The 20,647-nt window shown below is 73.6% G+C and carries 19 protein-coding genes; 12 read left to right on the forward strand and 7 right to left on the reverse strand.

Annotation, left to right across the window (positions count from 1 at the left end; translation table 11 throughout):
* The first annotated feature begins 271 nt into the window (after positions 1-271).
* On the forward strand, positions 272-2,008 hold the full coding sequence (locus tag ACFYU0_RS25130; protein WP_389304289.1) for a lytic transglycosylase domain-containing protein: 1,737 nt from the start codon (positions 272-274) through the stop codon (positions 2,006-2,008).
* 429 nt (positions 2,009-2,437) lie between these two features.
* Here the strand turns inward: ACFYU0_RS25130 and hrpB are convergent, their stop codons facing one another.
* A complete protein-coding gene (gene hrpB / locus ACFYU0_RS25135) occupies positions 2,438-4,966 on the reverse strand; it encodes an ATP-dependent helicase HrpB (RefSeq protein ID WP_389304291.1) in 2,529 nt (842 codons plus the stop codon).
* A 127-nt stretch (positions 4,967-5,093) separates the two neighbouring features.
* The gene (locus tag ACFYU0_RS25140) at positions 5,094-5,918 is read right to left on the reverse strand and encodes a class I SAM-dependent methyltransferase (protein ID WP_351672457.1); all 825 of its coding nucleotides are present in this window, start codon (positions 5,916-5,918) and stop codon (positions 5,094-5,096) included.
* 362 nt (positions 5,919-6,280) lie between these two features.
* On the opposite strand from ACFYU0_RS25140, the gene rpsA reads away from it, so the two are divergent.
* The 4 genes from rpsA (at position 6,281) to ACFYU0_RS25160 (ending at position 10,078) form a co-directional block, all read left to right on the forward strand.
* Entirely contained in the window at positions 6,281-7,774 is a 1,494-nt protein-coding gene (gene rpsA / locus ACFYU0_RS25145; RefSeq protein ID WP_009322963.1) for a 30S ribosomal protein S1, read from the forward strand.
* Positions 7,775-7,992: 218 nt separating this feature from the next.
* Positions 7,993-8,931 carry a PAC2 family protein gene (locus tag ACFYU0_RS25150; RefSeq protein ID WP_389304293.1) on the forward strand — a complete coding sequence of 313 codons (939 nt, stop codon included), beginning with the start codon at positions 7,993-7,995 and terminating at the stop codon, positions 8,929-8,931.
* Between the two features lie 69 nt (positions 8,932-9,000).
* Entirely contained in the window at positions 9,001-9,648 is a 648-nt protein-coding gene (gene coaE, locus ACFYU0_RS25155) for a dephospho-CoA kinase (RefSeq protein WP_351672414.1), read from the forward strand.
* Between the two features lie 49 nt (positions 9,649-9,697).
* Complete coding sequence (locus tag ACFYU0_RS25160; protein WP_351672416.1) at positions 9,698-10,078, forward strand: tetratricopeptide repeat protein; 381 nt, start codon at positions 9,698-9,700, stop codon at positions 10,076-10,078.
* Between the two features lie 46 nt (positions 10,079-10,124).
* On the opposite strand, the gene ACFYU0_RS25165 is transcribed toward ACFYU0_RS25160, so the two are convergent.
* Entirely contained in the window at positions 10,125-10,376 is a 252-nt protein-coding gene (locus tag ACFYU0_RS25165) for a DUF6343 family protein (protein ID WP_351672418.1), read from the reverse strand.
* 63 nt (positions 10,377-10,439) lie between these two features.
* On the opposite strand from ACFYU0_RS25165, the gene ACFYU0_RS25170 reads away from it, so the two are divergent.
* The 3 genes from ACFYU0_RS25170 to ACFYU0_RS25180 all read left to right on the forward strand — a co-directional run bounded on the left by ACFYU0_RS25170 (position 10,440) and on the right by ACFYU0_RS25180 (position 12,623).
* On the forward strand, positions 10,440-11,348 hold the full coding sequence (locus tag ACFYU0_RS25170; RefSeq protein WP_389304296.1) for an acyltransferase domain-containing protein: 909 nt from the start codon (positions 10,440-10,442) through the stop codon (positions 11,346-11,348).
* A gap of 75 nt (positions 11,349-11,423) precedes the next feature.
* Positions 11,424-12,113 (forward strand): class I SAM-dependent methyltransferase, encoded by a 690-nt coding sequence (locus tag ACFYU0_RS25175; protein ID WP_351672422.1) that lies wholly within the window; start codon positions 11,424-11,426, stop codon positions 12,111-12,113.
* A gap of 66 nt (positions 12,114-12,179) precedes the next feature.
* Positions 12,180-12,623: a DoxX family protein gene (locus tag ACFYU0_RS25180; protein ID WP_389304298.1), complete on the forward strand. Its 444-nt coding sequence runs from the start codon at positions 12,180-12,182 to the stop codon at positions 12,621-12,623.
* A 24-nt stretch (positions 12,624-12,647) separates the two neighbouring features.
* On the opposite strand, the gene ACFYU0_RS25185 is transcribed toward ACFYU0_RS25180, so the two are convergent.
* The gene (locus tag ACFYU0_RS25185) at positions 12,648-13,337 is read right to left on the reverse strand and encodes an RNA-binding S4 domain-containing protein (RefSeq protein WP_389304299.1); all 690 of its coding nucleotides are present in this window, start codon (positions 13,335-13,337) and stop codon (positions 12,648-12,650) included.
* A gap of 189 nt (positions 13,338-13,526) precedes the next feature.
* Here ACFYU0_RS25185 and ACFYU0_RS25190 point away from each other — a divergent pair, with 189 nt between their 5' ends.
* A complete protein-coding gene (locus tag ACFYU0_RS25190) occupies positions 13,527-14,222 on the forward strand; it encodes a uracil-DNA glycosylase (RefSeq protein WP_351672428.1) in 696 nt (231 codons plus the stop codon).
* 100 nt (positions 14,223-14,322) lie between these two features.
* Here ACFYU0_RS25190 and ACFYU0_RS25195 read toward each other — a convergent pair whose 3' ends face one another.
* Both ACFYU0_RS25195 and ACFYU0_RS25200 read right to left on the reverse strand, forming a co-directional pair.
* Positions 14,323-14,790, reverse strand: coding sequence for a GNAT family N-acetyltransferase (locus ACFYU0_RS25195; protein WP_389304301.1), 468 nt, complete (start codon positions 14,788-14,790; stop codon positions 14,323-14,325).
* Positions 14,787-15,203: a RidA family protein gene (locus tag ACFYU0_RS25200; protein ID WP_389304303.1), complete on the reverse strand. Its 417-nt coding sequence runs from the start codon at positions 15,201-15,203 to the stop codon at positions 14,787-14,789. The genes ACFYU0_RS25195 and ACFYU0_RS25200 overlap by 4 nt, the downstream gene beginning before the upstream one ends.
* Positions 15,204-15,448: 245 nt before the next feature.
* Between ACFYU0_RS25200 and ACFYU0_RS25205 the strand changes: the two genes are divergently transcribed.
* The 3 genes from ACFYU0_RS25205 (at position 15,449) to ACFYU0_RS25215 (ending at position 18,534) form a co-directional block, all read left to right on the forward strand.
* The gene (locus tag ACFYU0_RS25205; RefSeq protein WP_389304305.1) at positions 15,449-17,296 is read left to right on the forward strand and encodes an FUSC family protein; all 1,848 of its coding nucleotides are present in this window, start codon (positions 15,449-15,451) and stop codon (positions 17,294-17,296) included.
* 158 nt (positions 17,297-17,454) lie between these two features.
* Complete coding sequence (locus ACFYU0_RS25210; protein ID WP_389304307.1) at positions 17,455-18,099, forward strand: DUF899 domain-containing protein; 645 nt, start codon at positions 17,455-17,457, stop codon at positions 18,097-18,099.
* Positions 18,100-18,357: 258 nt separating this feature from the next.
* Positions 18,358-18,534, forward strand: a complete 177-nt coding sequence (locus ACFYU0_RS25215) for a hypothetical protein (protein WP_167357441.1) — start codon at positions 18,358-18,360, stop codon at positions 18,532-18,534.
* A gap of 6 nt (positions 18,535-18,540) precedes the next feature.
* On the opposite strand, the gene ACFYU0_RS25220 is transcribed toward ACFYU0_RS25215, so the two are convergent.
* A complete protein-coding gene (locus ACFYU0_RS25220; protein ID WP_389304543.1) occupies positions 18,541-20,403 on the reverse strand; it encodes an ABC transporter ATP-binding protein in 1,863 nt (620 codons plus the stop codon).
* Positions 20,404-20,647: the final 244 nt, after the last annotated feature.

The following is a 20,647-nucleotide window of genomic DNA, read 5'->3' on the forward strand; positions in this document are numbered from 1 at the left end:
GTCCGCTCCAGTATGCGTCGGCGCCCTTCGCGGTCCCCCCGGCCGGACAGTGTCGGCCAACCGGTGAAAAGCGGACGCGAACGGGTGCCCACGGCAAACAAGTTGTCGTAGGGTCACCTGGGTTGCCGTGTCCGGCGGCACGAGCGCACACCCGTCGCACGAACGGAAAGTCGGAACAGGGGCAACCAGAGCACCGGGTCAACCGTCACACCAGAGCGAGGCGGACAGACGGAGACGGACGCGGCAGGCGTCCACGGGAGGGGTTCACTCTATGGCGGCGCACATCGGCAGGCGGCTGCGCAAGGGAGCGGCGAGCACCGCCGTGGCCGCGGCGGCGGTCGCGGCACTGTCCGCGTCCCAGGCTCCGGGAGCGGCCGGCGACGACCACGGCAGACCGGCCTCGGCCGGCTCCAGCAGCCCCGCACCCGATGCCGCGTCCGGCGGCGACGCCACCGGCAACTCGCCGTACTACACGGACCTTCCACCGCTGAAGAGCCCCAACCCCGGCCCCTCGTCGACCGTCGGCGACCCCGTCGCCCGGGGCGAGGCGGAGGCGGGCATCCCCGCGACCGTCCTCGACGCCTACAAGAAGGCCGAGGCCGAGCTGCGCTCGTCCAAGCCCGGCTGCAACCTGCCCTGGCAACTCCTCGCCGCCATCGGCAAGGTGGAGTCCGGCCAGGCCCGCGGCGGCCGCGTCGACGCCGACGGCACCACGATCGGCCGGATCCTCGGCCCGCAGCTCGACGGCAACGGCTTCGCGCTCATCAAGGACACCGACCACGGCGCGTACGACGGCAACAGCCACTACGACCAGGCCATCGGCCCGATGCAGTTCATCCCGTCCACCTGGGCCTGGGCCGGCCGCGACGGCAACGCCGACGGCAAGGCGGACCCGAACAACGTCTACGACGCCGCGCTCGCCGCGGGCCACTACCTGTGCCGCAACGACTGGGACATGTCCACCGACGCCGGTCTGCACAGCGCGATCCTCAGCTACAACAACTCGCAGGACTACCTGAACCTGGTCCTCAACTGGCTGCAGTACTACCGCAAGGGCACCCACTCCGTGCCCGACGGCACCGGCGGCGTCCCCAGCCACCGCAGCGACGACGGCGCCCCGCGCACCCACACCCCGGCGCCGTCCAGCCCGCCGGCGACGAACCCCGGGCACAAGCCGGACCACAAGCCCGACCCGAAGCCGACCCGGCCGGGCAGCGGCGGCGAGAGCCCCGAACCCCAGCCGCCGAAGCCGCCCGTCCCCCCGACGCAGCCCACCCCGTCCGAGACCGTGGACCACCTCGAGGACGCGGGCACCGCACAGCTCACCGCGATGGCCGGCGAGGCGTTCGGACAGCGGATCGGCACCCGCGCCGAGACCAAGGCGGGAGCGGCCGTCGCCAAGGTCAGGATCCGGTTCACCATCACCGGCGACACCGACGCCACCTTCGCCGGCGGCGAGAACGTCGCCACCGTCGCCACCGACGCCAAGGGCGTGGCGCTCGCACCGGCCCTCCAGGCGGGCGAGAAGACCGGCGACTTCAAGATCACCACGGCTGTCGTCGGCCACCAGGTCAAGAGCGTCGGCTACACCGCCACCGTCACGCCCCGGGCCGCCGACACCCTCACCCGCACCGGCGACACCGCGATGATCTGCACCCCGGGCGGCGAGTTCGGCGAGAAGATCCAGGTGAAGGCGACCTACAAGGGCGCCGCCGCCGACCGGGTCGCGGCCACCGCCACCCTGATCAAGGCCGCCGACGACGCCACCGAGAACGACAAGGGCCCCTACTTCAAGGACGCCGACGGCAAGGCAGTGCGCACCCTCACCGGGCTGCAGACCGACGCCGAGGGCCGGCTCACGCTGCCCGCGCTGTACGCGGACGACACCACCGGCACCTTCCTGCTCCGGGTCACCACCCCCGGCGGCGGCACCGTCACCGTCGAACTGAAGGTCGCCGCCGCCGACGCCTCGGCCGACCCCTCGCCGAGCCCGTCCGCGACGTCCTGACACGACCGCCGGACAGCGCCGAGGGCGCCCCTCCGCTCCACCGGACGGGCGCCCTCGGGGCACCGGCGGTCAGCGCTCGAGTCGTGCGCTGGCGTGCGGGTCGGCCCGGCCGTCGCCCGGTCCTCGGGTCACGGGTGCTTCGGTCAACGCCCGCGCAGCCCGGGGCGGGAGGGCGGCACGGCATACGCGGCCGGTAGAGGACGGCGAGGGCGTCCCTCGGCTCCGGCGGGCGGTTCCCTTCGTGCACCGGCGGTCAGCGTCCAGGCCGTGCGTTGGTGTGCCGGGTCGGCTCCACGGTCGCCGGGTCCTCGGGCCACGGGTGCTTGAGGCGGGCCCGCGTGGCTCGGCCCGCACGGCTCGGAAGGCCGGCACAACCCGCCGAGGCCGTCCCTCCGCCCGGGCAGACGGGCGCCCTCGGCGCAGCACAGGTCAGCGCTTGAGGCGTGCGTTGGTGTGCCGGGTGGGCTCCGCCGTCGCCGGGTCCTCGGGCCACGGGTGTTTCGGATAGCGCCCGCGCAGCTCGGCGCGCACGCCCCGGTAGCCGTCCCGCCAGAACGAGGCGAGGTCGGCCGTGACGGCGGCGGGCCGCCCGGCCGGCGAGAGCAGGTGCACCAGCAGCGGCACCCCCGCCACGGCCGGCGTCTCGCGCAGCCCGAACATCTCCTGCAGCTTCACGGCGAGCACCGGCCGCTCCGGATCCCGATAGTCGATCCGGATCCTGGACCCGCTCGGCACGGTGATCCGCTCCGGCGCCAGCTCGTCCAGCCGGGCCGCTTCCCCGCTCGCCCACGGCAGCAGCCGCGTCAGCGCCTGCCCGGCGTCGATCCGCCCCAGATCGGCCCGCCGCCGCGCCCGGCCCAGCTCCGGCTCCAGCCACTCGTCCACGCGCGCGTGCAGCGCCTCGTCCGAGACCTCCGGCCACGGCTCACCGGCATGCGCCCGCAGGAACGCCAGCCGCTGCCGCAGCGCCGCCGCGTCCGGCGACCAGCGCAGCAGCCCCAGCCCCTCGGCCCGCAGCCCGTCGAGCAGGGCCGCCCGCACCAGCGCGGGATCGGCCTCCTTCAGCGGACGCACGGCCAGCTCCACGGCGCCGAGCCGTTCGACATGCCGGGCCACGACGTCCCCGCCGGCCCAGCGCACCTCGTCCCGTTCCTTGAGGAGCGCGCCCGCGGCGGCCCGGGCCACCTCCTCGGAGACGGCCGCGCCGAGCCGCACGCGCGCGTGCCCCTTCCCGGCGGCCCGGTCGGCCACGGCGACGACGATCCAGGGCGCACCGCTCAACGCCGACCCGTCGCCCAGCTCGGCCCGGGTCCCGGAGACCATGAGATAGGAGCCGCCGTCCAGCCTCGCGACCCGCTCCGGGAACGCCAGCGCGACGGTCGGCCCGACCAGCCCGTCCGCCCCGCCCCCCGCGCCCGGGGCGGCCCCGCCCACCCGCGTCCGGCGATCGGCGGAGGCCGCGGGCGGGGAGTCCGCCGAGACGGCCCGCAGCCGCCGCACCTCCGCGGCCCACCGCCCCGCGTACGCGTCACCGCCCCGCCGGGCCCGCCGCAGCGCCCCGGCGAGATCGTCCCCGTACTCCCGCGGCACCTCCTCGGAGAGCAGGGCGACGGCCTCCGCGCCCCTGCCAGCCGTGTCCAGCAGGGCGCGTCCCAGCCGCGGATGCACCCCCAGCCGGCCCAGCCGCACCCCGAGCCCGGTCGCCCGCCCCGCCGCGTCCACCGCGCCCACGGCGGTCAGCACCTCCCGCGCCGCAGCCATCGCGCCGCCCGGCGGCGGATCCAGCAACGCCAGTCCCGAGGCGTCGGGATCACCCCAGCAGGCGGCCTGGAGGGCGAACGCCGTCAGGTCCGCCACCTTGATCTCCGGCGCCGGGAAAGCCGTCAGCCGGCCGTCCTCCGCCTCCGTCCAGCACCGGTACACCACACCCGGCGCCTCACGCCCGGCCCGCCCCGCCCGCTGCCGCCCGGCGGCCCGCGACGCCCGCACCGTCACCAGAGCGCTCAGCCCGCGCGCGTGATCCACGCGCGGCTCCCGCGCCAGCCCCGAGTCCACCACCACCCGCACCCCGGGCACCGTCAGCGACGACTCCGCCACCGACGTCGTCAGCACCACCCGGCGGCGCTCCCCGGGCGCCAGCACCGCGTCCTGCACGGCGGCCGGCGCCCGGCCGTGCACCTGGAGCACGTCCACGCCGTCCAGGTCCCCGAGCTGCCCGGCCACGCGCGCGATCTCCCCGACGCCGGGCAGGAAGCACAGCACGTCCCCCGCCCGCTCGGCCAGCGCCCGCCGCACCACCGAGGCGACGTGGGCGAGCAGCGCCGGGTCGACCCGCATCCCGTGCGGCGGCCGCACAGGCCGCGCCGGAGGCGCCCACACGACCTCCACCGGATGCGCGACGCCCGCCGCCTCCACCACCGGCGCCCCGCCCAGCAGCCGCGCCCACCCCTGGGCGTCCGTGGTCGCGGAGGCGGCCACCAGGCGCAGCTCCGGACGCAACGCCTGCCGCACGTCCCACAGGAACGCGGCCACCGTGTCGGCGTCCAGATGCCGCTCGTGGCACTCGTCCAGCACCACCACGTCGACGCCCGACAGCTCCTGGTCCCGCTGCAGCCGCTGCAGCAGCACACCCGTGGTCACGACCTCCACACGCGTGTGCCGCCCCACGGCCCGCTCACCGCGCACCGTGTAGCCGACGCTGCCGCCGGTCCGCTCGCCGAGCAGCCACGCCATCCGGCGGGCCGCCGCCCGCGCCGCGATCCGCCGCGGCTCCGCCACCACGACACGCCGCGCCGGCCCGTCCCCGACCAGCCCCGCGAGCACAAGCGGCACCAGCGTCGTCTTGCCCGTGCCGGGCGGCGCCACCAGCACGGCCGTACCTTCCGCGTCCAGGGCGTCGGTCAGAGCGGGCAGGGCGGCCCGCACGGGCAGCACGTCCAGGGCGTCGTAACGGATCACGCCCCCAGTGTCGTACGGCGGCGGGAACGCCCTCCACGGGCGTACGTGCCCGGACGGCTGCCTCTCGCGCGGGCAGGGACACGCGCGCGCACGTAAGGAACGGAGACAGCGGAGACGAACGCCCCGCTCAGTCCCGCTCGCACACGAAGATCGCCGTGCCCGGGATCAGGTTCCCCCGCAACGGGGACCAGCCGCCCCACTCCGAGGTGTTCCACGCCGGCCACTCCGGCTCCACCAGGTCCACCAGGCGCAGGCCCGAGGCCACGATGTCCCGCACCCGGTCCCCGAGCGTCCGGTGGTGCTCGACGTACACCGCCCGGCCCTCCTCGTCCTGCTCCACGTACGGCGTGCGGTCGAAGTAGGACGCGGACACCGAGAGCCCCTCCGGGCCCGGCTCGTCCGGGAAGGCCCAGCGGACCGGGTGCGTCACCGAGAAGACGAACCGGCCGCCCGGCCGCAGCACCCGGCGCACCTCGCGCAGCACCAGCCGCGGATCGGCGACGAACGGCAGCGCCCCGTACGCCGAGCACGCCAGGTCGAAGGAACCGTCCGCGAACGGCAGCGCGCCGGCGTCGGCGCAGACGAGCGGGATCGATCCGCCGATCCGCAGCGAGTGCTGGAGCTGGCGGTGCGAGAGGTCCAGGGCCACCGGCCGGGCGCCCTGGGCGGCCAGCCAGCGCGAGCACTGGGCGGCTCCCGCGCCGATCTCCAGGATCTCCTTGCCCTTCAGCTCCTCCGGCGGTCCCAGCAGCTCCGCCTCCACCTCGTCCAGGCCCTCCGGACCCCATACGAAGCGGTCGTCGCCCAGGAACGTCCCGTGCTCGACCTGGTACTCGTCCGCGTTGCGGTCCCACCAGCCCCGGTTGGCGCGGCTGCTCTCCGCGACCCCGGCGTCACGCCGGGTGGCTTCCGCCTCGAACCCGTGGGGATCGGGCTGTTCCGGCTCTTGGATGATCGGCTCCCTCGTCGTACTCTTCCGTCCAACCCGCCGGGCGCGACACGGCGGGACGAAGGCCTGTGCGGCCTCGCGGGACGTTTCCTGTGCCGGTTATGCGGCGATCCGCCCCGGGTGTGCGCCTTCGCGCATTGACCATGCCCGGCTGCCCCCGTATGCTACAAGTTGCGCTGCGGGCCTGCGCACCTCAGACGTAGCAGGCTGCGCTCGCATCTGTTGTATGTCCCCTCGGTTGTCGAGGCGCCATCACCAGTTCCTGGTGGGGCGCTTCCTTGGCTGTCCGGCTTCTGCAGAGCGATACGGGCTCCCGGCGTAGCAGTACCTACGACTTCAATGTCCGTACCGGAGCCCTTTCCCACATGACGAGCAGCACCGAGACCACCGCCACCACCCCGCAGGTTGCGGTCAACGACATCGGTAACGAGGAAGCCTTCCTCGCCGCGATCGACGAGACGATCAAGTACTTCAACGACGGCGACATCGTCGACGGCGTCATCGTGAAGGTCGACCGGGACGAGGTCCTGCTCGACATCGGTTACAAGACCGAAGGTGTCATCCCGAGCCGCGAGCTCTCGATCAAGCACGACGTCGACCCCAACGAGGTCGTCGCCGTCGGTGACGAGATCGAGGCCCTTGTTCTCCAGAAGGAGGACAAGGAAGGCCGCCTGATCCTCTCGAAGAAGCGCGCCCAGTACGAGCGTGCCTGGGGCACCATCGAGAAGATCAAGGAAGAGGACGGCATCGTCACCGGTACCGTCATCGAGGTCGTCAAGGGTGGTCTCATCCTCGACATCGGCCTCCGCGGCTTCCTCCCGGCCTCCCTGGTCGAGATGCGCCGTGTCCGCGACCTCCAGCCCTACGTGGGCAAGGAGCTCGAGGCGAAGATCATCGAGCTGGACAAGAACCGCAACAACGTGGTCCTGTCCCGCCGTGCCTGGCTCGAGCAGACCCAGTCCGAGGTCCGCCAGACGTTCCTCACGACCCTCCAGAAGGGTCAGGTCCGCTCCGGCGTCGTCTCCTCGATCGTCAACTTCGGTGCCTTCGTGGACCTGGGTGGCGTCGACGGTCTGGTCCACGTTTCCGAGCTGTCCTGGAAGCACATCGACCACCCGTCCGAGGTCGTCGAGGTCGGCCAGGAGGTCACCGTCGAGGTCCTCGACGTCGACATGGACCGCGAGCGCGTCTCCCTGTCGCTGAAGGCGACCCAGGAAGACCCGTGGCAGCAGTTCGCCCGCACCCACCAGATCGGCCAGGTCGTGCCCGGCAAGGTCACGAAGCTGGTTCCGTTCGGTGCGTTCGTCCGCGTGGACGAGGGCATCGAGGGTCTGGTCCACATCTCCGAGTTGGCCGAGCGCCACGTGGAGATCCCGGAGCAGGTCGTCCAGGTCAACGACGAGATCTTCGTCAAGGTCATCGACATCGACCTCGAGCGTCGTCGCATCAGCCTCTCGCTGAAGCAGGCCAACGAGTCCTTCGGTGCCGACCCGGCCTCGGTCGAGTTCGACCCGACCCTGTACGGCATGGCCGCGTCCTACGACGACCAGGGCAACTACATCTACCCCGAGGGCTTCGACCCCGAGACCAACGACTGGCTCGAGGGCTACGAGAAGCAGCGGGAGGAGTGGGAGCGCCAGTACGCCGAGGCGCAGTCCCGCTTCGAGCAGCACCAGCAGCAGGTCATCAAGTCCCGCGAGGCCGACGCCGCCGCTGCCGCCGAGGGCGGCGAGGCTGCCGCTCCGGCCGCGTCGGGTGGCGGTTCGTACTCCTCCGAGGGTGCGGACACCTCCGGTGCCCTCGCCTCGGACGAGGCGCTGGCCGCGCTGCGCGAGAAGCTGGCCGGAGGCCAGAGCTGACCGCCAGCCGCTAGGGCTCGCTGATAGCCACTGAGGGGCCGCACCTTTCGAGGTGCGGCCCTTCGGGGTTTTCCGGGGCGGGCCGGCCGCTCTCCCGCCGCGGCTGCTGACAGGGCGTCAAGACGGCGTCCGGGAGATGCCTGATCAGCGCGGTGACCCGGGAATGCCCACGCTCCAGGGCGCGTTGTCCAGGGGGAACACGAGGAGGAGCGGTCACAGTGCTTGATCCGCAGGGTTTGTACGCATGGGAGCCGAAGGGCCTCGCCGTGGTCGACATGGCGCTCGCCCAGGAGTCGGCCGGACTTGTCATGCTCTACCACTTCGACGGATACATCGACGCGGGTGAGACCGGCGACCAGATCGTCGACCGGCTCCTCGACTCTCTGCCCCACCAGCTCGTGGCACGCTTCGACCACGACCGGCTCGTGGACTACCGGGCCCGCAGGCCGCTGCTGACCTTCACCCGGGACCGCTGGACCGACTACGAGGTCCCGGCCATCGAGGTCCACCTCGTCCAGGACGCCACCGGCGCCCCCTTCCTGCTGCTGTCCGGGCCCGAACCGGACATCGAGTGGGAACGGTTCGCGGCGGCCGTACGGCAGATCGTGGAACGGCTCGGCGTCCGGCTGTCCGTGAACTTCCACGGCATCCCCATGGGCGTCCCCCACACCCGTCCCGTGGGCCTCACCCCCCACGGCAACCGCTCCGACCTGGTCCCGGGACACCGCAGCCCCTTCGAGGAGGCCCAGGTGCCCGGCAGCGCCGAAGCGCTGCTGGAGTACCGCCTCATGGAAGCCGGCCACGACGTGCTCGGCGTCGCCGCGCACGTCCCCCACTACATCGCCCGCTCGCCCTACCCGGACGCGGCGCTGACCGTACTGGAAGCCGTCACGGCCGCCACGGGCCTGGTACTGCCGGGCGTCGCGCACACGCTGCGCACCGAGGCCCACCGCACCCAGACCGAGATCGACCGGCAGATCCAGGAGGGCGACGAGGAGCTGACGGCGCTCGTCCAGGGACTCGAGCACCAGTACGACGCGGCGGCAGGCGCCGAGACCCGGGGCAACATGCTCGCCGAACCGGTCGACATCCCCTCCGCCGACGAGATCGGCCGCGAGTTCGAACGCTTCCTGGCGGAGCGCGAGGGCGAGAACTGAAGCCGCCGCCCCGTCGCACGGCCCACACCGGCCGCGGCGCCGTCACCGACAGGGCCTAGGCTTCCTCTCATGCTGAAAGTGGGCCTGACCGGCGGGATCGGCGCCGGCAAGAGCGAGGTGTCACGGCTGCTCGTGGAGCACGGGGCGGTACTGATCGACGCCGACCGCATCGCACGCGAGGCCGTGGCGCCCGGAACACCCGGGCTCGCCGCCGTGGTGGACGCCTTCGGCGCGGACATCCTCACCGCCGACGGCAGCCTGGACCGGCCCCGGCTCGGCTCCATCGTCTTCGCCGACCCCGGGAAACTGGCCGTGCTCAACGCGATCGTGCACCCCCTCGTCGGCGCCCGCTCCAGCGAACTGGAGGCGGCGGCGGCCGAGGACGCCGTCGTCGTCCACGACGTCCCGCTGCTCACCGAGAACGGGCTGGCCCCCCTGTACGACCTGGTCATCGTCGTCGACGCCAGCCCCGCCACCCAGCTCGACCGGCTGGTACGGCTGCGCGGCATGACCGAGGACGACGCACGCGCCCGCATGGCCGCGCAGGCGACCCGCGAACAGCGCCGGCAGATCGCGGACGTCGTGATCGACAACGACGTGCCCCTCGACGCCCTGAGGAAGCGCGTGGCGGAGGTCTGGGACGGCCTCGTACGCCGGGCACGCGGACCCCGCACGGCAGCCCCGGACGACGCACCGCGGACGGACGGCACGGAATAGCGGACCGCGCCCGCGCGTTGAACCCCTCCAGCAAGGGAAGGACTCAGCCGTGCCCGAGACCAGTGGTTCGTCCGGACGTACTCCGGAGACGCATGTCATCGACTTCCGCGCGGCCGAACAACTGCTCAACGCGCGGGACCCGCGGGGCGCGGTGAAACTGCTCGACGGCGTCGTCGCCGCACACCCCGAGAACACCGCGGCCCGGCTGCTGCGCGCGCGTGCCTTCTTCGCGGCCGCGCAACTGCGGCCCGCCGAGCTGGAGTTCACCATCGTGCTGGAGCGGGAACCGGACAACGCCTTCGCGCACTTCGCGCTCGCCCGCACCTACGAACGCCAGGGCCGCCCCGACCAGGCGAAACGACACTTCCGGCTGGCCGCCGCACTCGACCCCAACCCCGAGTACCTCAAGGCCGCCCGCTTCGACTCCTGATCCCGGCGACCGCCGGCTGCCGTCACGGGCGGCGGATCCCCGCCCGTCAGCCGTGCCGGTACGGAGGGACGTCCGGACCCGGCTGATAGTGCGGGCCCTGCCGCAGATGCCTGAGGATCACGGCCAAGTCCACCGTGGCCACCAGCCACAGCACCCCGCAGGCGGCGGCCCAGCCGGGACGCCCGACCAGCGAGAACACGGCCGTGCCGAAGATCGCCCAGACGATCCCCCACAGGCTCAGCCAGAACCGCGCCCGCAGCGCACTGCGCGCGGTCACCGGCTCACTGCCCGTACGCATCCGGATCACCGTTCCCGACTTCAACGTACTCTTCCCCCAGGACGCGACCAAGGGGGTCACCGCTTGCTGCCCGACGCCGACGAACTGGCCGAGGAACTGCTCGACCTGGCCGTACCCCACGAGGACATCGACGACCTGGTACGCGTGGGCCGCCACGTCCGCGACGACCCGGAACTGCGGCAGTCGCTGGAGAACGCCGTCGCGGATCTGGTGCGCGACATGGGGGCGACCCACGGCGGCGCCGATCTTCCCGACCCCGACGTGCCCACCGACGCGCTGCGACGCTGCTTCCCAATCCACGTCTTCGTCGCGGCCCTGCCCCACGTCCGCCGGTACCACCGGGAACGCGGCATCCCGGCCGACGTCACCCGGCGCACCCTCGCCGACCTCGGCCGGAACATGGCCGCCCACCGGGCCCGCCACGGAACGGCCGGCATCCTGGCGCCGCGCTGGCTCACCCTGCACTTCCGCGGCGAGCTGTACCGACTGGGACGCCTGCAGTACCAGCGTGCCCCGCTCGGGGAGCCCACCGCGGCGGCTCTCACGGCGGCCGGGCTGGACGTGACCCCGCAAACGCCCTGCCTGAGCCTGCACATACCCGGCTGCCACGGCCCGCTGACACCGGCCGCCTGCGACCGCTCACTGGCGCTGGCGGGGGAGTTCTTCGCCCGCCACTACCCGGAGGAGAGGCACCCGGCCGCCGTCTGCCACTCCTGGCTGCTCGACCCCCAGCTCAAGCGGTACCTGCCCGCACACTCCAACATCGTCCGCTTCCAGGAACGCTTCCGCACCGCCCACCAGGACACCGAACCGGCCGACACCACGCCCGTCCGGTTCGTCTTCGGCGACCCGGACCTGCCGTACGCCGACCTGCCGCGGCGCACCCCCGTCGAACGGGCCGTCGGCGACCACCTGAGAGCCGGACGCCACTGGTACGTCGGACACGGATGGTTCCCGTTCCCCAGTACCTGACTCGAACGAGTGAACCGCCACCCTCCCGGGAACGCCCGTTCCCGCCCCACCCGTTCTCCCGGCATGACGGTCGAAATGCGTGAGGGATACGAAGGAACAGGACCCGGTGCGATCACCCCGGACGGCTGCGCGGTCGAGCTCTACACGCGGCTCCCGGTCGGCGGCGAACCGGACGTCATCACGAGCGCCGTCCCCGCCGGGGCGCACATCCTCGAACTGGGCAGCGGAGTGGGCCGCGTGACCCACGCCCTGCTCGAACGCGGCTTCACGGTCACGGCGGTCGACGAGTCCGCCGAGATGCTCGCCCGCGTCCGCGGGGCACGCACGATATGCGGGCCGATCGAAAAGCTGGAGCTGGACGAGAAGTTCGACGTGGTGATGCTCGCGTCGTTCCTCGTGCACGCCGGCGACATCGAGGTGCGCCGGGGCCTGCTGCGCACCTGCGCCCGGCACGTGGCGGAAGGCGGCTGCGTGCTCATTCAGCGGGAGGGCGAGGACTACCACTCCGACGTACCGAGAGAGCGGGTCGACCCGAGCGGCTTCACCGTGCGGATCGCGTCGGACGAGCCCGTCGGCGACGGAGTGCGCGCGGTACGCGCCGAGTACGTGTTCCCGGACGCGGTCTGGACGCAGACGTTCCGGAGCCGGCCGCTGACCAAGGAGCAGTTCGAACAGGCGCTGGCGGAGGCGGGACTGGAGGTGGACACGTATCTGACCCCGGACCGGACATGGGTGAGGGCGATGCCGGTGGTCCAGGAGCGATGAGTTCGCGGGACGAGGCCGGTCTACCTCTGTGACAGCAATCGGGACCGCTTCACCCAGGAGACCACCATGTCCGAGACCGCCGCCCCCAGCACCTCCGCCGCCACCTCCACCACCCGCGGCCGATTCGCCAGGATCGCCCTGCGCTCGGTGCAGGTGCTGCTGGCCCTGTTCTTCGGGATCGCGAGCGCGCTGCCCAAGCTGATCGCCCACCCGTCGGCCGTCGAGTCCTTCGACAGAATGGGATGGGGCAGTGCGGCCATGTACGCCATCGGCGCGCTCGAACTGGCAGGCGCGGTGGCGCTGTTGGTGCCGGTCCTGCAGTCGGTGGCGGCGATGGCGCTGAGCGCGCTGATGGTGGGCGCGTTCATCGTCCAGCTCACCGTCTTCGACGGTCAGAACGCGGCGACCCCGCTGATCCTGATCGTGCCGCTCGCACTGATCGCGTGGACCCGGCGTGCCCACAACCGGGACCTGGTGGCACTGCTGCGGCGCGGGGGACGCCGGGCCTGATCTCGGCCCCCGGGGGAGACGAAACTACCGCCCCCGTGAACGCCCGCCCGTTCCTCCGGTCCCGCCCGTCCTGCCGCGCCCGCGGGAGCCCTGCGCTCGTCCCGTACCGGGCCCACTCGGGCCACCGGACCCGACAGACCCACCAGGCCCGCCCAGGCCACCCATCCCGCCCGGTGCCCCCGGTCCGCCCAGCCCGCGCAGTCGTTCCAGCTCGCGGCGGTCCCGCTTGGTGGGGCGGCCGGTGCCGCGGTCGCGGAGGCCGGCCGGAGCCACGGCCTCGCGGGGCGGCGGAGGCGGGGAGTTGTCGATGTAGCACTGCACGGCGACCGGGGCGCCGACGCGTTTGCGGATCAGCCGCTTGACGATCACGACGCGTTCCCGGCCCTCGTGCCGCAGGCGCACCTCGTCGCCGACCCGCACGGAGTAGGCCGGCTTCACCCGCTCGCCGTTGACGTGCACGTGCCCGCCCCGGCAGGCGGTGGCGCCCAGGGACCGGGTCTTGATCAGACGGACGGCCCAGATCCAGCTGTCGATCCGTACGCTCTCGCCCTTCCCCGGACCGGCCGCCTCGGCGGCGGCCACCGCGGCGGCGACCTTGGGATCGAGCGGCTGGGAGTCCGCGGCCCCGGAGCCATCGGCGGCCGGGACGGGAGCCGGTTCGCCCGGCCCGCCGCTGTCACGGTGCACGTTCTCGTCCGCATCCTCGGAAGCCATGCCCCGACCCTAACTCGCCGGACCCGGCAGGCCGGGCGGATTTTCCGGCGGCCGTTCCGCGTACGAACCCGCCTGTCCATCGGCGGGGCGCGGTGCGCGAGTCTCCGGGGTTGACGCCCCGCCGCACACGGTCCGCCGGCCGCGTCGCCCATGCATGGGACACGCATACGACGGGCATACGGTGGCGGCATGGACGACAGCAGCGACCTGGCCCGGCTCGACCGGCGCGTCGCGGAGTGCCGGGCCTGCCCCAGGCTCGTCGAGTGGCGTGAGGAGGTGGCCCGGACCAAGCGGGCCGCGTTCGCCGACTGGACGTACTGGGGGCGGCCGGTGCCCGGCTTCGGCCCGCCCGACGCGCGACTCGTGATCATCGGACTCGCGCCGGCGGCCCACGGGGGCAACCGCACCGGACGCATGTTCACCGGTGACCGCTCCGGCGACGTGCTGTACCAGGCGCTGTACGACGTGGGCCTCGCCTCGCAGCCCACCTCCGAGCGGGCCGGCGACGGTCTGGAGCTCTACGGAGTCCGCGTCACCGCACCCGTGCACTGCGCCCCGCCCGCCAACAAACCCACCCCCGGCGAGCGTGACACCTGCCGCCCCTGGCTGGTCCAGGAGCTGCGGCTGCTGCGGCCCACGCTCAGGGCCGCCGTCGTGCTCGGCGCCTTCGGCTGGCAGGCTGCGCTGCCCGCGTTCGCCGAGGCGGGCTGGCCGGTGCCGCGCCCGCGTCCCGCGTTCGCCCACGGCGCCCGGGTCGCCCTCGGCGGCCTGGACGTCTTCGGCTGCTTCCACGTCAGCCAGCGCAACACCTTCACCGGCCGGCTCACCGCCGAGATGCTGCGCGAGGTGCTGCGCACGGCCGCGGACACGGCCGGGCTGCCCTGACCGCTTCCCCGTAGCCCGGGCCCGGCCTCATGCCAGGACTGAAGGCCGCCACGTCTCAGGGCTGCCACGTCTCAGGGCCGCCACACGTACCTGCCACGTCTCAGGGCCGCCACACGTACCGCACGTCCGGCTCGCGCTCCTCGTTGCCGCTGCCGTCCGTGTGCTCGACGGCGACGAAACCGTGCCGTTCGTAGAAGCGGTGTGCCGGCTTGTTGACCTGGAAGGTCCACAGCGTCAGCCCCTGCGGACTGCGCTCCTTGGCCAGGGCGACGAACCGGTCCCCGACGCCTCGCCCGCGCCACCCGGGATCCAGGTAGAGCTGCGACAGCAGGTCGCCGTCCAGGACCATCACGCCGACTGTCCGGCTCTCTGCCGCCGTCTCCACGGCGATCCAGGTCTCCCGCAGCGGTACCACCACGTCGCGGAAGTGGCCCCGCACGTCGTCGTCGGTGCGGGGCCGGACGACCGTGGGCAGGGCGGCGGCGAAGGACCGCAGCCAGACGTCGGCGGCCGCACCCGCGTCCGCCGCCACCGCCCGCCGCAGCACGATCCCGTCCCCGGACGTCATCGGTCCGCTCCCGCGTCCGGCACGGCGGCCGTCGCCGTGATCTCCACCAGCTGCCCGGTGTATCCGAGGCAGGCGACCCCGAGCAGCGTCGACGAGTGCGGCCCGCGGCTCAGCCCCGAGGCCTCGACGACCTCCCACACCGAGGACAGCACGGCGGGCTCGCCGCTGACGACGTACACCTCCGTCTGCAGCACGTGCTCCAGGCCGCTGCCGACGGCGTGCAGCTGTTCCGTGAGGTTGGCGATCACCTGCTCCGCCTGCCGCACCGGATCGCCGGGACCGACCACCTCGCCCTTCTCGTCGAGCGGGACGGCCCCGGCGAGGAAGGCGAGCCTGGTGCCGGCCTCGACCACGGAGGCGTGGGAGTAGGCGGGCGGCGGGAAGAGCGCGGGGGAGGTCACACGCCGGATCATGGCGGCTCCTGGGGTGGTGGGCGGACAACCTCCCGATCATCCGAGGACCACGCGGCCCGGCGCACCCGAATTTCCGGCCCGACGGCCGAGGCACGGGAACCCGCGAGGTCCTCACGGGATTCACCGCCCCGAAACGTCGTCGTCCCAGGCGTTCGGGACGGGCCCCGTATCCTGGTATCCGCACTTGAAGCGCCCGGCCACTGTCGTCCGAAGGCCCAAGCCGCCCTCGTATGGACAGGAGCCCCGTGTCGCGCCCCGCCGCACTGCCACTGCCGCTCTGGCTCACGCATGCCCTGCGCACCCAGCGGGGGCCCGTCCCGTGGAGCGCGCTGACACGGGGCGCGCTCGCCGCCGGGCCGCTGCTGCTCGCCGGAATGCTCGCGGGCCGGACTCCGCTGGGCGTGCTCGCCGCCATCGCCGCGATGCTCGCCGGCATCAACGACCGGCCCGGCAGCAGGCGGGCCTCCGTGAAGCGGCTCGGGGTGCCCGCGCTGGCCGGGACCGTCGGGCTGCTCGTGGGCTCGTACGCGGGGCAGCAGTTGTCCGCGGTGCCGCTGACCCTGGTCCTCACCGGGCTAGGACTGGCCGCCGGAGGCGTCAGCGCCGTCGGGCCGGTCGCCTCGGCCGCCGGCACGCAACTGCTCGTCACCGCCGCCGTCGGCGCCGGGACGCCGCCGGCCGGGAGCGGCTGGCAGCAGGGCGCGGCCTTCCTGGCCGGAGCGGGCTGGCTGCTTCTGCTGCGCCTCGTCCTGCCCACGCCCGGCTCGCTCGCCGGTGACTTCCGGTTCGACGGCGAGCGGACGGCGGTCGCCGACGTGTACGACGCCATCGCCGCGCTGATCGACGCCACCGGAAGCACGAGCGCCACGGCCCGGCGGGCCGCGCTCACCGCCGCCCTCGACCACGCCCAGGACGCGCTCGCCGGACCCCGCTTGCGCCGCCGCGCCAGTTCCGCCGCCGAGCGCCGGCTGCACGCCCAGTTCACCGCCGCGCTGCCCCTCGCCGAGGCCGCCACCGCCCTGGCCTGGGCGGGCGAGCCGGTCTCCGCGCGGGCGGCCGAGGGCCCCCGGCGGCTCGCCGCCGCCGTCCGCGGCAACACCGGCACCGGACCGCTGCCGGCGCCCAGCCGATCGGCGCCGGCGCTGCGCGCCCTGGACGACGCCCTGCTGCGTGCCGCCGAGACCTTCGACCGGGCCGGGGACGGCGCACAGCGGCTGCCCGCCCGGCGCCGGGGGGTCAAGGCCGCGGTCCGGGCCGTGTTCGGCACCGGCGGGCGGGAGTACGGACTGCGTGTCGCCGTCTGCTTCGGGGCGAGCGCGGCCGTCGCCCAGGCGCTGCACGACGCCCGCTGGTACGGGCAGCACCAGCACTGGTACTGGCTGCCCGCCACGACCGTCTTCCTGGTCAAGCCCGACCTCGGGCCGCTCGCCTCCCGGGTGCTGTGCCGGGCCGCCGGTACCGTGCTGGGCGCCCTCGTGTTCGCCGGGTTCGCCGCGCTGCTGCCCCGGCCGGAGGGGCTGGTCGTCCTGGTGACGGTGTGCGGGGCGCTGGTCCCCCTCTCCACCCGCAACTTCGCCGCGCTGACCGCCGTCATCACCCCCCTGGTGCTGGCGCTGGTCATGATCGGCGGCGAGCGGCAGGCCTCGCTGAGCCGCATCGCCGAGACCCTGCTGGCCTGCGCGATCGTGCTGATCGTCGGTCATCTGCCGATGCCGGGGAAGCGGGGCGGCGGGGTACGGGCCCGGCTCGACACCGCCGGGAGCGCCGCGCACGCCTACCTGGTGCACGTGCTGAGCGAGTCCGGCGACCGCGCCGAACGGTGGGCGCTGCGCCGCGAGGCGTACCGCGCCCTCGCCGAGGCCCGTACCGCCATCGCGGTCTCCGCCGCCGAGCTGCCCGCACTGGCCCGGCACACCGAGGGCACGGACACCGTCGCCGTCGTGCTGGAACGTCTCGTGGACACCACCACGGCCTGCGCGGTGCACCTCGACGACACCGGACGGCTCACCGCCCGGCACACCGAACTGCTGCGGGACCTGCTCGACGAGCTGGAGCGGCGCGAGGCGTGGACCGTGCCGCCCGCCGCGGCATAGCTACAGCTCCCTCAGGGGCTCGTGACGCGCGCGTCCGGCCGCGGAAGGAAGAAAAACCACGCGCCGGAAAAAATCCTCGCGGGCTCCGATGAGTTCCGTGTCCGCCGCCGGTCACCACCCGGAACCGACCTGATACAGGCCGTAGGACAGGAGGGCCCATGTCGCTTCCGGAGATCGTCTCGCGCGAGCGGTGGCGCGCGGTACGGGAGGCGTTGCTGCTCAAGGAGGAGGCGGTGCGCAGGGCGCGGGAGGTGCTGAGCGCCGAGCGGCGGCGGCTGCCCATGGTGGAGGCCGACCCGGAGTACGTGCTCGAGGGCGGCGACGGCAAGGCGACGCTCCTCGACCTCTTCGAGGGCCGGACGCAACTCGTCGTCCACCACTTCATGTTCGACCCCGAGTGGCAGGCCGGCTGCCCCTGCTGCGCCGCCTTCCTCGACCAGGTCGGCCACCTCGCCCATCTGCACGCGCGCGACACCTCGTTCGCGGCCGTGTCCCGGGCCCCCTTCACCCGGATCCTGCCGTTCAAGGCGCGGATGGGCTGGGCGGTGCCCTGGTACTCCTCCTGCCACAGCGATTTCAACCGCGACTTCGAGGCGACCGTGGAGCGGGCCGGGGCACTCGTGGAACGGCCGGGGCTCAGCTGCTTCCTCCGGGACCGGGACCGGGTCTTCCACACGTACTCGGTCCACGACGACGGCCTGGACACGCTGGGCACCACCGCGGGCCTGCTCGATCTGACCGCGCTCGGCCGCAGCCCGCTGGGCAGCGACCGGCTCCGGTACCACGACGAGTACGCGGACTGACCGAGCCGCGGATCCGGCACGCGCCCGGCACGACGACTGCCCGGCTCGCCGGCACGACGGCCGGCGGTGCGACGCGCGAGCCTGACACGGAATGCGCCGAACCCGTCGCCGAACGTACGGTTCGTGTCGCAAGGTGCACGGATCCTCACGGTCCGCGCTGAACGGGTGTCGACATGGTCTCAGTCGGGTCACTGGGCGAGGCGTTCGCCCTCCTCAGAGCGTTAACTCCTACGAGTACAACGCTTCTGGAGGTGCGAGATGGTGAACGGGCGAACGGTGCTCGAACGCTTTCCCGCAGGCGGCCCGCGCGGATCGTGGCCCGCCGAGGAATTCGCGCACGCGCGACGTCTCGAGGGCCTGCCCGCCGAGGTCGTGATGGACCTGGCGACGGACACGTTCCTGGTGATCGTGCGCGGCGGGGACGGCGCTGAGTGAGGCCGCTCAGGCCGGCTTCGGGGCCGGTATCCGCGCCGTGAACTGCTCCGCCTGCAGCGCGTACAGTTCGGCGTAGACACCACCCCTGGTCAGCAGCTCCTCCGGGGTGCCGGACTCCACCAGCCGTCCGTGCTCCAGCACGTGCACCAGGTCGGCGTGACGGACCGAGGCCAGCCGGTGGGTGATCAGCACGACGGTCTGCCCGCTGCCCGCCAGTGCCCGGATCTTCTCGAACACCTCCAGCTCCGCCCGCGCGTCCAGCGCCGCGGTGGGCTCGTCCACGATCAGGATCCGCCCGCGCCGGTACGCGGCCCGGGCGATGCCCAGTCGCTGCCACTGGCCGCCGGACAGCTCGTGGCCGCCGCTGAACTCGCGGGCGAGCAGGGTGTCGAGACCGCGCGGCAGCTCGGCGACCACGTCCTCGGCGCCGGCCTCGGCGAGCGCCGTGGCCAGCCGCTCCTCGGTCAGGGCGGCGGAGGGCCAGCCGATGGCCACGTTCACCCGGGCGGTGAAGGGCCAGCGCTTGAAGTCCTGCGCCACCATCGCGACGCGCTCGGCGAGCAGCCTCCGGTCGGCGTCCGCCGCGTCGACGCCGTCCCACAGGATCCGCCCCCGGTCCGGGGTGTAGAGGCCCGCGAGGAGCTTGACGAGGGTCGTCTTGCCCGAGCCGTTCTCGCCGACGAGCGCGATGATCCGGCCGAGGGGGAACGTGAGGGACACGTCGTCGAGGGCCGGACGGGTCGTGTCACCCGGGTAGCTGAACGTGACGTGCTCGAACCGGATCTCCTCGGGCTCCTCGGGCAGCGGCCGGCCGCCGGCCGGGATGGCCCGCTCGGCTCCCTCGGCGTACAGCCGCTGCAGATCGCCCACGAACAGCGCCTCCTCGTGCAGCTCGTTGATCTCGAGCACCAGAGTGTCCAGGCTCGCCGCCCCGGTACGGATGGCGATCACCGCGGTGCCGGCCACCGCCAGCGCCATCGCGCCGGTCAGCAGCAGCGCGCCCAGCGTGGCGTACGTCGCGACGGTCGCGAGGCCCGTCCAGGCGGCCGCGATCAGGCCGGTGCGGGCGGCCAGCCGGGACAGCCGGGCCTGTTCGGCCTCCGCGGACTCCGACATGGACCGGTAGTGCCGCAGCAGGAACGGGCCGACGCCGTGCACCCGGATCTCCGGGGCGGCGGCCGGTTCGGTGAGCAGGTGGCCGATCAGGTGGCCGGCGCGGGAGTGCTGAATCCAGACGTGGAAGGACTCGTAGCGGCGGCGGGCGTTGGTCAGGGCGCTCCAGGCGCTGGGCAGGGTCATGGTGACCAGCAGCGGGAGCAGGGCCGGATGCAGCACGGTGAGCACTCCGGCCGCGGCGACCAGGGAGATCACCGCATTGATCACCCGGGCCCCGTACATGATCATGCGGCGGGCGGACTGGGCGCCGTACCGGGCCGTGTCCAGCAGTTTGTGGAAGGCGTGGTCCTCGATCGCGGCCAGTTCCACGTTGGCCGCCCGCTCCAGGTACAGCTCGGTCGCCACCCGTTCCACCTTGGGCTCCAGCCGTCCGGTGGCATACGTGGAGGCCGCCCGCAGCAGCGCCGCGACCAGCATCATGGCGGCGACGACGGCCAGGGCGGGGACGGCGTCGCGCAGCCGCCGTTCGATGTCGGCGCCGGCCAGCAGCCTGCCGAGCGCGCTGTTCACGGCCAGCAGGCTCACCGCCTGGGCCACGCCCCGGCCCGCCTCGGCGACCAGTACGGTCCGCGCGGCCGACGGATCGGCCTGCCGGGCCAGCCGCAGGCTGGAGGCCAGCATGCCGGGCAGCCGCACCACCATCGCCCGGAAACCGAGCTCCAGGAAGGCGTCGGCGTGCTTGTTCCATCCCATGTCGTAGCGCAGCGGCCCGCCGAACAGCAGCCGCTCCGACGCCGAGACCTCAGGGCCGGCCGCCGTACGCCTCTTCCGCACCTGGAACCTCCCCCGAGGGCGCCGTGGACCGCCCCTGGCTCTCCGTGAACCACCGAGGGCCGGCCGCGGCGCGCGGCCGGCCCGGGCGGCTGGCCTTACGGTCACGGCCACTATCGCGGCCGGGGCCGGCGGCGGGGCAGGGCGCGAGCGGGGGTACCGGGGG

It is taken from the genome of Streptomyces sp. NPDC003720 (assembly GCF_042875075.1).
In the GTDB taxonomy this organism is placed as follows: domain Bacteria; phylum Actinomycetota; class Actinomycetes; order Streptomycetales; family Streptomycetaceae; genus Streptomyces.